This is a genomic window from Aeromonas sp. MR19, from assembly GCF_963899305.1.
GTDB classification, from domain to species: Bacteria; Pseudomonadota; Gammaproteobacteria; order Enterobacterales; family Aeromonadaceae; genus Aeromonas; species Aeromonas bestiarum.
Map to the genome: position 1 here is coordinate 38,367 of NZ_CAWQWZ010000043.1, position 16,078 is coordinate 54,444.

Consider the following 16,078-nt stretch of genomic DNA (forward strand, 5'->3'; position numbering starts at 1 on the left):
CCATGTCGAGTCGAAATCGGGTTATCTGGCGTGAGGGGCTCTTCATCAAGCCCCAGCACTTCCAGCAACAACAAAGACATTCAGAGTATGCGCTGCACGCTCGCCTGAGCGCGCTGTCCGACTATTTCTATGGCTTGCAGTCGCTGGCCATCAACGAGGATTACCTGGGGTTTGGCCGCATCGCCCTGGTGGGGGCCACCGGCATTTTGCCCGATGGCACCGTCTTCAATATTCCCAATGACGACATGCTGCCGGCGCCCCTGGAGATCACCGATGCCTCGGTCGCCAACCAGAAGGTCTATCTGGCGTTGCCGCTGTCGGTGAGCGGGGTCAACGAGGTCAATCAGGGCGGCCAGGTCGCTACCCGCCTGCAGGCCCATCGCCACGATGTGCGGGATCTGCACAGCGAGGGGGGCGATGTGGTCTCCCTGGAAGTGGGACGGGTCAGCCTGCGGCTGATGTTGGAGCGGGAAGATCGCAGCGCCTATGCCTCGCTCGCCATCGCCCGCATTCTGGACAAGCGCCCGGACGGCGGTCTGGTGCTGGATCCCAACTTCATGCCCTGCAGCATCAGCGTCTCCGCCATCCCGACCCTCAAGCGCTTCCTCGGCGAATCGGCGGGGCTGGTGGCCGAGCGGGCCCGCAGCCTCTCCCAGCGCATTGCCGCGCCGGGTCAGCAGGGGGTCGCCGATGTGGCCGAGTTCATGATGCTGCAACTGCTCAACCGGGCCCAGCCCCAGCTGTCGCACCTCTCGCGTCTTGGCACCCTGCACCCGGAGCGGTTGCATGAGGCGCTGGTGCAGCTGTGTGGCGAGTTGATGACCTTCACCGACGAGTCCCGCCTGCCGCCCGAGTTTGCCGCCTATCGTCACGACGATCAGCAGGTGAGCTTCGAGCCCGTGATGCTGGCCCTGCGTCAGGCGCTCAGTACCGTGCTGTCGCCGCGCGCCGTCTCCATCCAGCTGCGCAAGCACCAGTACGGCGTCATGGTGGCCATGGTCAACGAGAGCGAGCTGATGCAAAGCGCCGACTTCGTGCTGGCGGTGCGTGCCCGCATGCCGCAGGAGCAGTTGCGCAAGCAGTTGCTGCAGCAGACCAAGGTGGCCTCCAGCGACAAGATCCGCGAGCTCATCAGCCTGCAACTGCCCGGCATTCCGCTGTTGCCGCTGCCGGTGGCGCCGCGTCAGCTGCCCTATCACGCCGGTTACAGCTACTTCCAGCTCGACCGTCAGAGCCCTGCCTGGCAGATGCTGGCGGTCAGCAACACGCTCGCCTTCCACATCGCCGGCGATTTCCCGGAGCTCGACATGCAGCTCTGGGCCATTCGCAGCCAGTGATCGCATCAAGGAATAAGCAGAGATGACCACGGACATTATCAAGAACGAGCAACTCAGCGACCTGCTGTTCGATCATGCCGAGCAGCTGGACATGGATTCGGACTACTGGTTCCGCCTGCGCGGCCAGAGCATCAACCCCATGATAGATGCGGTGACCCCCTTGCTGGGGCTGGTGCAGCGGGTGCGCCTGCTGTCGCGCTACGACAGGGTGCCCGAGCTCTATCAGCGGGTGGTGACCGAGATCCAGGCCATCGAACAGGAGCTGATGGCCCAGGGTTACGAGAACGGCGTCGTCCTCTCGTTTCGCTACATCCTCTGTACCTTCATCGACGAGGCCGTGATGGGCCGCGACTGGGGCAGCCAGAGCGAGTGGTCCGAACACTCCTTGCTGACCCGCTTTCACAACGAGACCTGGGGCGGCGAGAAGGTGTTCGTGCTGCTCACCCGTCTGCAGGAAGATCCGGTGCGCTACCGCGACATCCTGGAGTTCATCTACCTGTGCCTGTGCCTCGGTTTCGAGGGGCGTTACAAGGTGATGAGCAAGGGACAAGGGGAGTTTGAGCGGATCGTCAAACAGCTGCACAAGCAGCTTGCCCCCGAGGCGGGCGGTGAGGCCCCCAGCGTGTTTCACCTCGACCTCGGCCGTCAGGCTTCCCGTTACCAGCTGCGCAAGCAGATTTCCCTGCGCAGCCTGTTCATGGGCGGGGCCCTGATCCTGGCCATCATCTTTGGCCTCTATCACCACCAACTCAATAACCAGACCCAGGACGTACTGCGTCAACTGGGCGAATTATTAAAATAATTATTCTGAGGAGAGCACGCCTTGATTCGTATAGAGCTACCCGTACTGGTGGAAAGACTCAACCCCATCTGCCGTCACATGCTGGAGGAGGCTGCGGCCCTCTGTGTCAACCATCAGGGGGCCGAGATCCGCATCGAGCACCTGCTGCTCAAGATGCTGGAAACCCCACTCAGTGATGTGCGCCAGATCCTGAAAGTGGCCGAGGTGGAAGTCGATGCACTCAGAACCCTGCTGCAACCCTCGGCGGCGGATACTGGCTATGGCCAGGCTTATCCCTCCTTCTCGCCACTGCTGGTGGAGTGGCTGCAAGACAGCTGGCTGCTGGCCTCGGCCGAGCTGCAACACGCCCAGCTTCGCAGCGGCGTCATGCTGCTGGTGCTCTTGATGACTCCGCAGCGTTACCTGCCGGGGTCTGTGACCCGGCTCTTGGCCAACGTCAATCGCGAGCTGCTGCGCCAGCAGTTCGATGAGTGGGTCAAAGAATCTGCCGAGACCCAAGTGACTGTTTCTGCAAACGGTACCTCGACCCAGGCCGCCTTGCCGGCCGATGCCAGCCTGCTGGCCCGCTTCACCGTCAACGTCACCGAACAGGCCCGTCAGGGCAGCCTGGATCCCGTGCTCTGCCGGGATCACGAGATCGATCTGATGATCGACATCCTCTCTCGTCGTCGCAAGAACAACCCCATAGTCGTGGGGGAGGCGGGCGTTGGTAAAAGTGCCCTCATCGAGGGGCTGGCCCTGCGTATCGTAGCGGGTCAGGTGCCCGAGAAATTGCGCGAGGTGGAGCTGATGACGCTGGATCTTGGCGCCATGCAGGCGGGCGCCTCGGTCAAGGGGGAGTTCGAGAAACGCTTCAAGGGGGTGATGCAGGAGGTCAAGGATTCGGTGCGTCCTGTCATCCTCTTCATCGATGAGGCACACACCCTGATCGGGGCCGGCAATCAGGCCGGCGGGCTGGATGTCTCCAACCTCATCAAGCCGGCGCTGGCCCGGGGCGAGCTGCGCACCATAGCCGCCACCACCTGGGGCGAGTACAAGAAATACGTGGAGAAAGACGCAGCCCTGTCGCGCCGCTTCCAGCTGGTGAAGGTGGGTGAGCCCAATGCCGATGAAGCAACAGTGATACTGCGCGGCCTGCGCAGCATCTACGAGAAGGCTCATGGTGTGCTGATCGACGAGGAGGCGCTGCAAGCCGCCGCCCAGCTCTCCGCCCGTTACATCTCCGGCCGTCAGCTGCCGGACAAGGCGATCGACGTGCTCGATACCGCCTGTGCCCGGGTCGCCATCAACCTGACCACGCCGCCGCGCGCCGTCAGCCATTTGCAAAACGCGCTGCGCCAGCGTGAGCTGGAGATCCGTCAGCTGGAGCGCCAGAGTCTGATAGGTCTCGGTGACAATGACGAGCGCCTCGCCGAACTACAGGCCGCCCAGCAGAGCTGCCGCGAGTCGCTGGCCGAGCAGGAGGCCCAGTGGCAGCAACAGCAGGGGCTAGTGCACCAGATTGTCGAACTGCGCGCCGCCCTGCTCGCCGATCAACAGGATGAGCTGCTGACCAGAGAGGCGCTGGATCTGGCCGATGCGCCGCTGGATCCACAAGCGGCCGCCGACAAGCTGGCCGAGCTGGAGCGCGAGCTGGCCGCCCTGCAACAGGGTGAAGTGCTGGTCTCCGCCCACGTCGACAAGACCCAGGTGGCGGCCGTGATCGCCGAATGGACCGGGGTGCCGCTCAATCGCATCTCCCAGGGGGAGCTGGACGTGGTGACCCGGTTGCCGGAATACCTTGGCGAGCTTATCAAGGGGCAGGATGTGGCGGTGGCCCATCTGCACAAACACCTGCTGACCGCTCGCGCCGACTTGCGCCGTCCGGGCCGTCCGCTGGGTGCCTTCCTGCTGGTGGGGCCGAGCGGGGTCGGCAAGACAGAAACCGTGCTGCAGATTGCCGAGCTGATGTTCGGCGGTCGCCAGTACCTGACCACCATCAACATGTCCGAGTATCAGGAAAAACATACCGTATCGCGCCTGATCGGGTCGCCTCCCGGCTATGTCGGCTTTGGCGAGGGGGGCGTGCTGACCGAGGCCATTCGTCAGAAGCCCTATTCGGTGGTGCTGTTGGATGAGGTGGAAAAAGCCCATCCGGACGTGCTCAACCTCTTCTATCAGGCGTTCGACAAGGGCGAGCTGGCCGACGGGGAAGGGCGCATCATCGACTGCAAGAACGTGGTCTTCTTCCTCACCTCCAACCTCGGCTTCCAGACCATAGTCGATCACGCCGAGCAGCCGGACGTGCTGCTAGATGTGCTCTATCCGGAGCTCGCCGCCTTCTTCAAGCCGGCGCTGCTGGCGCGCATGGAGGTGATCCCCTACCTGCCGCTGGGTCACGACACGCTAGTGCAGATCGTCGGTGGCAAGCTCAACCGGCTGGTCAAGCTGCTCAAGGATCGCTTCGGCGCCGAAGTGGTGCTGGAAGACGAGGTGGCCGAGGAGATACTGCGCCGCGCCAATCGCAGCGAGAACGGGGCCCGCATGCTGGAATCCGTCATCGATGGTGCCCTGCTGCCGCCTGTCTCCCTGCAACTGCTGCAGCGCCTCTCGGCCGGTGAGCCCATCAAGCGGGTACGTTTCTCTGTGAGCGAGCGCCAGTTCGTGGCCGAGGTGGAGGGCTGACCATGGAACAAGCCCTCGCATTTGCCCTCGCCTTGACGCAGCAGCGCGATGAGCAGCACCTGTGTCACTGGTGGACCTCGACCCTCAATGCCAGCTTTCAGCCCAAGGGGATACTGCTTGGCATGCTGGACGTGAGCGGGCGCCAGCTCGAATGCACCGGCTGGGTCAAGGGGCAGAAGGTGGCGCTGGCGCTGGCGGTGGATGATTTCTCCCACCCGCTCGCCTATGTGCTGCACAAGGCCCAGTCCCGCACCTGGGACTCCCTGCACGGCGGTGCCCGCATCGAGCACGCCGCGTTTCGCACCCTGCTGGCCAACCTGGGTCAGCAGTGCGGCCTGCACGCCTTTCCCCTCAACGATGGCAACGGCAAGCCGTTTGCCGTGCTGGCCATGATGGACAGCGGCGATGTGTTGCAGGAGTGGACACAGCGCCCCGAACTGGCCCTGTTGTCACAGGTATTCTGCAACCAGCTCACCCTGATCCGCGATCTGGGGCGCAGTCGGCGGGATCAGGGGATGCTGCGCGACTCTCTGCGCCAGATGAAGGGGGAGGGGGAGCGACTGCGCCAGCATGAGAAGCTGCTGGGCGATCAGCTGATCGGCCAGTCGGCGGTGATCCGCGGGCTGCGCGAGCAGATAAGCCTGGCGGGCCAGCACAAGCTGACCGTGCTCATTCAGGGGGAGACCGGCAGTGGCAAGGAGGTGGTCGCCCGGCTGGTGCACCAGTGCTCGGATCGCGCGGCCAAGCCGTTTGTGGCCATCAACTGCGCCGCCATTCCGGAAAACCTCATCGAGAGCGAGCTGTTCGGTTATCAGAAGGGGGCCTTCTCCGGCGCCCTTGCCAACAAGACCGGGCTGGTGGCCCAGGCCAATGGGGGGACCCTGTTTCTGGACGAGGTGGGCGACATGCCCGCCGCCATGCAGGCCAAGCTGCTCAGGGTGCTCGAAACCCGCAGTTACCGGCCACTCGGGGCCGAGCAGGAGTGCCACTCCGATTTTCGCCTCATAGCCGCCACTCATCAGCCGCTCACCCGTCATGTGGAGGAGGGGCAGTTCCGGGCCGATCTCTATCACCGCCTCTGCCAGTGTCTGCTGCTCATCGCCCCCCTGCGGGAGCACATGGACGACGTGCCGCTCTTGTGCCAGCACTTCATGGCCCAGTTTGCCGCCCAGGATGGCAAGACCCTGGCAGGGTTGCAGCGCAAGTTCTTGAAGCAGCTGCAAAGTTATGACTTCCCCGGCAACGTGCGCGAGCTGCGCAATCTGCTGGAGGTCGCCTGCGCCCACACCCGTCACGGAGAAGAGGTGGTGCTGGAGGCCTTGCCCCCCGAGCTTAAAGAGCGGGTCTGTGTCGAGTTACCCGGCTCCATGGACGACTACAACCACATCCGGGATCTGCGCCGGGCCATGCAGCAGTACGAGGCCTCGGTCATCGAGGCGCGCCTGCGCTATTTCCAGGGCAATCGCATGCTGGTGGCCGAGAGCCTGAATATTCCCAAGCGCACCCTGGATCACAAGTGCCAGAAACTGGAGGTGAATTGATGAGCATCCTCGGCTTGTTGCCGCTGTTGCTGGCCACCAGCGGTGCAGTGGCCCCGCTCGATATGGCGTCTTGGCAGGCGTGCCGCCGCGAGCCATCGCCGCTGATCCGGCTCGCCTGTTACGACGCCATAGGCAATGGTCTGACCCAGACGAGTGAGGGGGGGGCTACCAAGTCTGCCGCCTGGCAGGCCATCTGGGCACAGGAGCAGGCCCGCACGCCGGACAGCCCTCCTTTCTTGTTGCAGCGCGATGAGGGCCGTGACAGCGAGACGCTCACCCGTCCCGCCTTGCGCGGGGCGACGCTCTCCATCGGCTGTGTCGACAGCATCACCCATATCCGGCTGCGGCTGGACAGCCCCTGGGCAGGGGAGAAGGTGCTGGTCGAGCTGGATGGTCAGCCGAGTGCCGGCTCCCAGAGCTGGTTTATCCGGGATCAGGGTCTGTTGCTCGAATATGGCCGCGGTTTGCCCGCCATCGAGGAGCTCAAGCGCTGGATTGGCCATCGCGAGCTGCAGGTTCGGGCCGACAACGGTACTCAGGCTCGGGCCGCGAACGGCGTCGTGCTGCGGGTCGACTTGAGCGGGCTGAAAGAGGCGCTGGCGCCGCTGCGCCAGCAGTGTCGCTGGTAGGGGGCGCCATGAGCTATCAACACCCCTGGTGCGCCCGGCTGCTCACCAGCTTGCCGGATGAACAGATCAGAGGCGCCGTGCTGGCCGACGAGCCGCGCTGGGATTATGTGGAGACCGAGCTGGTCAAGCTGGGATCCCTCGCCCACAGCCAGGTCGATCTCAATGCGGTGGCCGAGGCGTGCCTCGGCCTGCTGGAGAGCCGCACCAAGGACATGCGGGTGCTGGCCCAGCTGCTGCGCTGTCTGCAACACCCGGCCAAGGCAACCCCTCTGGGGGCCGCGCTCAGTTTGCTGGAAGCCTGGATCCAGGCTTACTGGCTGCTGGCCTGGCCCGGCAATGCCAGCCAGAAGCAGCGCTTGATGGTGCAGATCGTCAAGCGCTTCGAGGGGGCCCTGCCGCGGGTGAGTGAAAGCGCCTCGGCGGCCGAGCTGGTCCAGCTGCTGGCCCAGGCCGAGCAGCTTGAGGCTTGCTGGCGAGCCCAGTGCCCGGACAAGGGCGAGCTGCTTGAGCCCTTGTTGATGGGGCTGAAGCGGGCCCAGCGCCAGCAGGTGGCGCAAGCCCAGGCCGATGCCAAACCAGAGAGCGGCGTGCCCGTGGCCACGGCGGCCAGCATGGCGGGATCCATGCTGCTCAGTGGCAGCGCCAAGGGATCTGGCATCGAGATCGACAGCTCCAATGACAGGGCCTGGCGACAGACCCAGCTCAAGGTGGCGGAGCTCTTGATCGAGCGCCAGCCGGAGGCGGCGGTGGGCTATCGCCTGCGCCGTCACGCCATCTGGGCCGGGATCACCACTCCGCCCATGAGTGCCCAGGGCCATAAAACCCAGTTGGCCCCCATGTCGACGGACATGGTGGATGAGTACCGCGCCGCCCTGGCCACGCTGGAGCGGGCCGCGCCGGATTTGGCGCTCTGGCAGCGCATCGAACAGAGCCTGACCCTGGCGCCCTACTGGTTCGAGGGGCATAGGCTCTCGGCCGAGGTGGCGCAGAAGCTGGGATTTGGCGCCGTGGCCCAGGCCATAGCGCAGGAACTCGACGGCTTCTTGCAGCGCGTGCCGGCCTTGCGGGATCTCGCCTTCAGCGATGGCAGCCCGTTTCTGCCTCCCGAGTGCAGCCGCTGGTTGCAGCCAGCCAAGCTGGGTGGTGGGGGCGACGGGGAGTCCAGCCTGGCCGAAGAGGTGGCCTTGCGTCATGGGGAGCAGGGGGTGGCCGCGGCCCTCACCCTGCTGGATGAAAGGATGACGCAGTTGAAAGAGCCAAGAGCCCGCTTCCATGCCCAGTTGGTGCAGGCGGAGCTGTTGGCGCAGGAAGGCATGGAGGCGCTTGCGCGCCAGCACTATCAACACTTGTGGCAAGAGGCGAGTCGCCTGGGGTTGTCGCACTGGGAGCCCGGGCTGGTCAGTCGTCTGGAAAGCCAGGCGGCCCCGTTGTCGAAATAAGTGCCGAAATGAGTCATTGAGTCGGAGTTGGATCACATTTTATGTTCAAAACCATCTTTACCTTTCTGCGGCAACAGCTGCCGAAACTGAAACCCTCCTGGCCCCTGCTCTGTGTGGTGCTCTGGGTCGTCGCCCTCATCCTGGTGTGGTGGCTGGGGCCCAGTATCGAGATCCGTGGCGCCAAGCCGTTCGAGCCGCTGTGGGGGCGGGTGGTATTCACCCTGCTCTGGCTATGGCTGATGCTGGGGGTCCTCTCCTGGCGCGTCTGGCGCAAGATGCAGCAACTCAAGGCCGAGCGTCAGCACGAGGTGGTGCTGGAGCAGGATCCGGTCAAGGGGCTCATCGACAGGCAGGCGCTGTTCCTGGATCGCTGGCTGCAAGCGTTGAACACCCATCTGGGCAAGGGGGCACTCTACGCCATGCCCTGGTATCTGGTGCTGGGGCTGCCCGGCAGCGGCAAGAGCAGCCTTATTCACCGCGCCAACCCGGCCAACAAGCTCAACCCCAGGCTCGACACCGAACTGCGGGACGTGGCGCAGGATCAGCTTGTCGACTGCTGGCTGGGGGAGCAGGCGGTGATGCTGGATCCTGCCGGCGAGCTCTTGTCCCAATCCGAACCCGAGCTGGATCCGCAGGCGCGCAAGCATGAGCGGCTCTGGCTGCACCTGCTGAACTGGCTCAACGAACACCGTCGCCGCCAGCCTCTCAACGGCCTGGTGCTGACCGTGGATCTGGCCTGGCTCTCCCATGCCAGCGTGGCCGAGCGCAAGGCCTATGCCCAGCTGATGCGCTCCCGCCTGCAGGAGGTGTCGGCCACCATGAACACCCGGCTGCCGCTCTATGTCACCTTCACCAAGCTCGACTTGCTGCGCGGTTTTGATGTGGTCTATGAGCAGCTCGACAAGGAGGCCCGCGAGGCCGTGCTGGGGGTGACCTTCAACCCGGGCGACAGCCAGGGCAGATCCTGGCAGCAGGAGCTGGCCCTGTTCTGGGACCAGTGGGTGGACAACCTCAACCAGAATCTGCCCGAGCTGATGCTGGCCCGGCTCGATGCTGCCCAGCGCAACGCCCTCTTCTCGTTCGTACGTCAACTGGCGGGGCTGAAGGATTACGTGACCAGCCTGCTCGACGAGACCCTGGCCATCGAGGAGAGCAAGCCGCTGTTGGTACGCGGCGTCTACATCAGCTCCGTCTATCAGCAGGGGGTGCCGTTCGATGCGTTTGCCCAGGCGGCGTCCCGCCGCTACAACCTGCCAGAGCCCATTTACTCGGCCCTGCGCGGGGAGTCCAACACCTATTTCGTGCGCAAGCTCTTCTCCACCATCATTTTCCCCGAGGCCCATCTGGCCGGGGAGAACCGGTTGCACACCCTCTATCGCCGTCGCCGCATGGCCATCGGCCTGAGCTGCCTGTCGCTCTTCTCGGCGGCGCTTATCGGCGGTTGGCACTACTTCTACCGGGTCAACGAGGAGGCGGGTCGCAACGTATTGACCAAGGCCCAGGCCTTCATGGAGACCAACGAGGTGGCCGATGCCCACGCCTTCGGGGTGAGCCAGCTGCCGCGTCTGAACCTCATCCGCGAGGCGACCCTCTCCTTTGGCAACTACCGTGAACGGACCCCGCTGGTGGCCGATCTGGGCCTCTATCAGGGGGACGAGATTGGTCCCTATGTGGAAGGCTCCTATCTGCAACTGCTGAGCCTGCGCTTCCTGCCGGCCCAGATGCAGGGGCTGCTGGCGGATCTCGAGCAGGCACCGGCCGGCAGTGAGGAGAAGCTCTCCATACTGCGGGTGATGCGGATGCTGGACGATGCGTCGGGTCGCAACAAGGAGCTGGTGGCTCAGTACATGGCCAGCCGCTGGCAGCAGGCCTTCCCGGGGCAGGGGGCTGTGCAGGAGCAACTGATGGGGCACCTGGATTACGCCCTCGACCACACCGACTGGCATGGTGCCCGGGCCGCCCGGGATCCGGCCGCCATCACCGCCTTCATACCGTTCAAGGAGCCTGTCTACGGCGCCCAGCGCGAGCTGGGCAAGCTGCCCATGTATCAGCGGGTGTATCAAAACCTGGTGGTGAAGGCGAATGACGTGCTGCCGCCGGATCTCAACGTACGCGACGAGGTGGGTCCCACCTTCGACACAGTGTTTGCCCTGCGCAGCGACAACGCAGGCCAGGTACCGCGGCTGCTGACCTGGCCCGGTTTCAACGACTTCTTCCTGAAACAAGACAAGGCACTGATCGATCTCACCGCCATGGATGCCTGGGTGCTGGGCCAGCGCAAGCTGAGCCAGCTGAGCGAGGCCGATCGCAAGGAGATCGCCCGTCAGGTCAACGATCGCTATGTCACCGACTACGTCAACCAGTGGCAAAAACTGCTGACCAACCTGGACGTGCAGACCCTGGAGAGCCCGGAGCAGGCGCTCGACGTGCTCTCTGCCATCACGGGCAACGATCAGCCGTTCCAGCGGGTGCTTGCCTCTTTGGATGACAACACCCGCATTCGCAAGATCTCCGATGTGGAAGGGGATCCTGCCCAGGCCATCACGGCCCGCATCGGGCGTCCCTTTATGGCCACTAATGGCGCATTGGCTGGCCGTGGCGAGCAGGGACCGCTCATTCAGGAGGTCAATCAGAAGCTGGTGGAGCTGCAGCACTATCTGGAGCTCATCGTCAACGCCACCGAGCCGGGTCAGTCGGCCCTCAAGGCGGTGCAGCTGCGTCTGACCAACAAGTACGCCGATCCCGTGTTTGCCCTGCAGCAATATGCCCGCAGCCTGCCGGCCCCGCTGGATCGCTGGGTGGGTCAGCTCTCCGAGCAGAGCTCGCGGCTGGTGATCGACTTGGCCATGTCCTCCCTCAATCAGGAGTGGCAGGACAAGGTGCTGGCGCCCTTCAACAGCCAGCTGGCCGGTCGCTATCCGTTCGATCCGGGCTCAGCCAAGGACGTGCCGCTCTCCGAGATGGAGCGCTTCTTTGCGCCGGGCGGCACCCTGGACAGCTTCTATCAGGTCAACCTCAAACCCATGGTGGAGAGCGGCCTGATGGAGGGAGAGTTCAGCTCGCCCATGCAGGCCGAGCTGGTCAAGCAGCTGGACAGAGCCGCCCGCATCCGCCAGATCTTCTTCAGCCAGCAGGGCAACCTGGAGGTGCAGTTCGCCCTCGAGCCCATCGAGCTCACCGCCAACAAGCGGCGCAGCGTGCTGAACCTGGATGGCCAGTTGCTGGAGTATGCCCATGGCCGCCGCACCAAGATCCCGCTGGTGTGGCCCAACACCATGCGTGACGGGGCCGAGAGCAAGATCACCCTGGTGCCAGCCGCCCGCGAGCGCTCGCCGCGCAGCGAAGGCTTTGTCGGCCCCTGGGCCATGTTCCGCCTGATGGACAAGGGGGAGCTGACCCAGGTCAATGAGGCCACCTTCGATGTGCGCTTCCCGGTGGATCAGGGGTCCATGACCTATCGCGTCTATACCGACAGCGCGCAGAACCCCTTCACCGGCGGCCTGTTCAGCCAGTTCAGATTGCCTGAATCCCTCTATTGATCATGTCGGGGGGACACTGTGCCCCCCGCATTTTGGAAGCCGATATGTCACAGAATCAACAAGGTCAGCAGGCGCTGAAAGTGGGGCGTGACCCCAGGATGCTGCCGGAATACGAGGCGCTGCGGGCCGAAATCAACAAGCTCAGCCACGCCTCACGCCCCGAGGTGGACTGGCGCAAGATCCATCAGCTCGCCAGCCTTATCTTCGAAAAGCACGGGGTGGATCTGCAGACCGCCATCTACTTCACCCTGGCGCGCTCTCGCTTGCAGGGGCTGAGCGGCTTCACCGAAGGCTGCGAGTTTCTCGCCAACCTGATCGTCACCCAGTGGGAGAGTTTCTGGCCGCCGGTGCATCAGGAGCGGGCCCGCATCGAGATGCTGGACTGGTTCATCGCCCGCATCAGCGATGTCATTCGCCAGTACCAGATCAGCCACGAAGACAAGCGGCTGATCTATCGCTGCGAGCGGGCGCTGCAACTCATCAGCGAGAAGCTGCACAACGTGGGCTTAAGCCGCATTCCCCGGGTCGAGAATCTGGTGCACTTCATCGAGGGCTACACCCATCTGTTCGATGAGACCGAGATTGTCATCGTCTCCGATGAGCCCGGCCTCAAGGAGGATCTGCAGATCCCGCCCATGGTGTTCTTCAAATCCGACATGGAGAGCGATCACGGCGCCTCTGCCGGGGCGGCGACCCCGCACCTGCCACAGGGCAGCATTCTGGTGGGGCGCGAGAAGGGACAGATGAAGCCGACCGTGCTCAAGATTGAACAGCACCGCAAGCAGCGGCCCGCCTGGTTCTGGTTTGGCTGCGGTCTGCTCAGCTGCGCCCTGCCGGTGATGGGCTGGCTTGGCTGGCAACATCAGCAGCAGGAGAAAACCGTGGCGGCCCAGCGTCTGGTACAGCCGGCCACCGAGCTGCCGCGAGCCCTCAGTTATGACGACATTCGCCAGGCACGCATAGTGCTGGGGGAGCAGACCCTGCAGAGCATGGAGAGCGATCTGGTGGCCCGTTATCAGAGCCAGCTGGCCCGGTTGGAGCAGACGTCACCGCTCTACTGGTATCGCTACGGTGAGGGACTGCGCAACTCGTTGCAGATGCTCTATCCCGACTCGCTGGCGGTCAAGGCGCTTGACAAGCAGTGGCAGAGCGCGCTGGTCGGCCAGCAGGGGGACGCCATCAGCGTGCCCACCTACCTGGATGCCCGCGCCGGGGTGGATGCCCTGCTCGATCAGCTGCTGGAGCTGGAGCGCCAACGCAAGACGGTGACCATCTCCTACCTCAAATCCCAGCTCTACGAGGTGCAGAAGAACCTGATGCAGAACATCCCGTTCAGCCTGCGCCTCGGCGAGTTGGAGGCGAGAAAAGCCTCCCAGGAGCCCATCACGGCCGCCGAATTGAAGAGTCTGGAAAATGACCTGAAAGCGCTCAACATCCGGCTCTATCAGTTGCAACAGGGTGCTGCCGGCAGTTGATCATGCTGCATTGAGCAATGAGTTGCGCAAGCGGCAGCAAATTTGACTGGCAGAGCAAGGTTTGCCGTGTCGCTTGCCCTGTCTTGCGCAATTCGTTGCAGAAACGCAGCCCAACTGTGTGAGTCATCATCGCAATTCACTGATTTTAAACGTGATTAATGGTCGCTCAGTCATGGCATGGAGGCTGCTGGGTTGCTACCCCTGCTGTATCTGCGTCCCGGCTCATGATGGTGAGCCTGCGCCATGGCGGGAGCCCCGACGGCGGCTCCCTTGCCCACACGGAGAATTCATATGTGCCCTTCTATTGCATTGCTCGGTGACATAGGCACCGACCACGATGGGTTCCACCCATCCCCCGTGATTGCCGCGAGCCCTGATGTGTTCCTCGATGGCAAGCCGGTGGCCCGGCAGGGCGATCCGCTGGCCCCTCACGTCAAACCCAACAATCCTCCCCATCCGCGCAGCATCTCGGGGGGCGTCGGCTCCGTTTTGGTCAACGGCAAGCCCATCGCCGTGACCGGCACCGCCATAGGTTGCGGTGGCGTTGTTATTGGCTCGGGCAGCGGACAGGCAGGATAAGGAACAGCGTTATGGCAGACAGCACAGGATTACAATTTACCGTCAAGGTGGGGGCACTGCCCGAGAGCACCTTCGTGGTGGCCGAGTTTGCGTTGGAAGAGGCGCTGAACGGGCCTTTCCAGCTGCGCTTGGAATTGGCGAGCCCAGAGCCCGACGTCGACTTCGGTGCCGTGCTGGACCAGCCGTGCGAGCTGCTGGTGTGGTACAACGGCGAGCTGCAGCGGCGGGTGTGCGGGGTCGTGAGTGATTTTGCGCAAGGGGACAGCGGCTTTCGCCGCACCCGCTACCAGCTGCGGGTGCAGCCGGCGCTGTGGCGGCTCTCGCTTCGCCAGAATTCGCGCATCTTCCAGGCACAAAAGCCCGATGAAATCCTCTCCATCCTGCTGCAAGAGCACGGCATCACAGACTACGCCTTCGCCTTGAAAAACGAGCATGCCCAGCGGGAATACTGCGTGCAGTACCGGGAGACCGACCTCGATTTCGTCAACCGGCTCGCCGCCGAAGAGGGGCTGTTCTATTTCCATGAATTCGACGCGGGCAAACACCGCATCGTGTTTGCCGACGATGCGGCGGCCTTGACCGCCGGCCCCGCGCTCTTCTTCAACCTCGGTAACCGTTCGCTGGAGCAGGGAGCCTATGTGCGCCAGTTCCACTACCGCGAGGCGGTGCGCCCCAGCGATGTGGAGCTCAAAGACTACAGTTTCAAGACCCCGGCCTATGGCCTCTCGCACAAGAAGGTGGGAGCTGAGCTGGAACACCAGCGGGGCACCTACCAGCACTTCGATTTCCCAGGCCGCTACAAGCAGGACGGCAGCGGCAAGGCGTTTGCCCAGCACAGGCTCGATGCCCTTCGCAATGATGCCGTGGCCGGCAGTGGCAAGTCCAACAGCGCTGCCCTGCTGCCGGGTCAGTATTTTTCGCTGACCGAGCACCCGAACGGGACACTCAATACCGACTGGCAAATCGTACGCATCAGCCACACCGGCTTGCAGCCCCAGGCGCTGGAGGAAGAAGGCGGCAGCGGCCCGACCGTCTACCACAACGAATTTGATGTGGTCAAAGCCAGTACCAGCTGGCGGGCGCGCATAGGCAGCCCACAGGCCCCCCACAAGCCCATGGTGGATGGCCCGCAAATCGCCGTGGTGGTCGGCCCCGAGGGGGAGGAGATTTACTGCGACGAACACGGCCGGGTCAAACTGCAGTTCCCGTGGGACCGCTACGGCAGCTCCAACGACCAGAGCTCCTGCTGGGTACGGGTAAGCCAGGGCTGGGCCGGCGGCCAATACGGCATGATGGCCATCCCGCGCATCGGCCATGAAGTTATCGTCTCCTTTCTGGAAGGGGACCCGGACCAGCCCATCGTCACTGGCCGCACCTTCCATGCCACCAACCGGCCACCGTACGAGCTGCCGGCCAATAAGACCCGTACCGTGCTGCGCACCGAAACCCATCAGGGTGAGGGCTTCAACGAGCTGCGCTTTGAAGACCAGGCCGGGCAGGAAGAGATTTATATCCACGGCCAGAAAGACCTGAACGTACTCATCGAAAATGATGCGGCCTGGCATATCAAACACGACCAGCACAGCGACATCGACAACGAGCGGGTGACCCGCATCAAGGCCAACGACCACCTGACGGTGGAAGGGGAGAAGCGCGACCAGATCAGGGCCGATTATTCCCTTACCGTCGATGCATCCATACACCAGAAGCTGGGGCAGTCCCTGCTGGTGGAAGCCGGTCAGGAGGTGCATATCAAGGTGGGCGACAAGCTGGTACTGGAGGCGGGTTCAGAAATCACCCTCAAGGGGGGGGGCAGCTTTGTGAAAGTTGACCCGAGTGGCATCAAGCTGGTGGGTCCCGCCATCAAGCTCAACGCCGGCGGTAGCGCAGGTTCAGGCTCCGGCTGGGCGGGTCAGGCCCCCGTTGTGCCCAAGGGGGTAGAAGTGGTCAAGGCTCCCGAACTGGTCGAACTCATCAAGGCCATTCCCACCGAGAAGGCGATGGAGGCACTCTTGAAAGAGCAAGATCCTGGACAGGTCTTCTTTGTGCCATCCCGCTAAGGGCAACAGTGTT

At 63.6% G+C, this 16,078-nt stretch carries 10 protein-coding genes; all 10 read left to right on the forward strand.

Translation table 11 applies throughout. The annotated features are described in order from the left end of the window. Positions 1-2 precede the first annotated feature (2 nt). The 10 genes from tssK to tssI all read left to right on the forward strand — a co-directional run bounded on the left by tssK (position 3) and on the right by tssI (position 16,065). The gene (gene tssK / locus AACQ95_RS16100; protein ID WP_043556105.1) at positions 3-1,337 is read left to right on the forward strand and encodes a type VI secretion system baseplate subunit TssK; all 1,335 of its coding nucleotides are present in this window, start codon (positions 3-5) and stop codon (positions 1,335-1,337) included. Between the two features lie 22 nt (positions 1,338-1,359). Beyond that, the gene (gene icmH, locus AACQ95_RS16105) at positions 1,360-2,139 is read left to right on the forward strand and encodes a type IVB secretion system protein IcmH/DotU (RefSeq protein ID WP_241279045.1); all 780 of its coding nucleotides are present in this window, start codon (positions 1,360-1,362) and stop codon (positions 2,137-2,139) included. A gap of 21 nt (positions 2,140-2,160) precedes the next feature. Beyond that, complete coding sequence (gene tssH / locus AACQ95_RS16110) at positions 2,161-4,803, forward strand: type VI secretion system ATPase TssH (protein WP_241279046.1); 2,643 nt, start codon at positions 2,161-2,163, stop codon at positions 4,801-4,803. Positions 4,804-4,805: 2 nt separating this feature from the next. Further along, positions 4,806-6,344 (forward strand): sigma-54 interaction domain-containing protein, encoded by a 1,539-nt coding sequence (locus AACQ95_RS16115; RefSeq protein ID WP_103470579.1) that lies wholly within the window; start codon positions 4,806-4,808, stop codon positions 6,342-6,344. Continuing rightward, positions 6,344-6,973, forward strand: coding sequence for a type VI secretion system-associated protein VasI (gene vasI, locus AACQ95_RS16120; protein WP_241279047.1), 630 nt, complete (start codon positions 6,344-6,346; stop codon positions 6,971-6,973). The genes AACQ95_RS16115 and vasI overlap by 1 nt, the downstream gene beginning before the upstream one ends. 8 nt (positions 6,974-6,981) lie before the next feature. Then, the gene (tssA, locus tag AACQ95_RS16125) at positions 6,982-8,412 is read left to right on the forward strand and encodes a type VI secretion system protein TssA (RefSeq protein WP_241279048.1); all 1,431 of its coding nucleotides are present in this window, start codon (positions 6,982-6,984) and stop codon (positions 8,410-8,412) included. Positions 8,413-8,453: 41 nt separating this feature from the next. Further along, a complete protein-coding gene (gene tssM, locus AACQ95_RS16130) occupies positions 8,454-11,951 on the forward strand; it encodes a type VI secretion system membrane subunit TssM (protein WP_241279049.1) in 3,498 nt (1,165 codons plus the stop codon). Between the two features lie 44 nt (positions 11,952-11,995). Next, positions 11,996-13,426, forward strand: a complete 1,431-nt coding sequence (locus tag AACQ95_RS16135) for a VasL domain-containing protein (protein WP_241279050.1) — start codon at positions 11,996-11,998, stop codon at positions 13,424-13,426. 291 nt (positions 13,427-13,717) lie between these two features. After that, positions 13,718-14,005 (forward strand): type VI secretion system PAAR protein, encoded by a 288-nt coding sequence (locus AACQ95_RS16140; RefSeq protein ID WP_042869831.1) that lies wholly within the window; start codon positions 13,718-13,720, stop codon positions 14,003-14,005. Between the two features lie 11 nt (positions 14,006-14,016). Beyond that, a complete protein-coding gene (gene tssI, locus AACQ95_RS16145; protein WP_098983860.1) occupies positions 14,017-16,065 on the forward strand; it encodes a type VI secretion system Vgr family protein in 2,049 nt (682 codons plus the stop codon). The last annotated feature ends 13 nt before the right edge of the window (positions 16,066-16,078 follow it).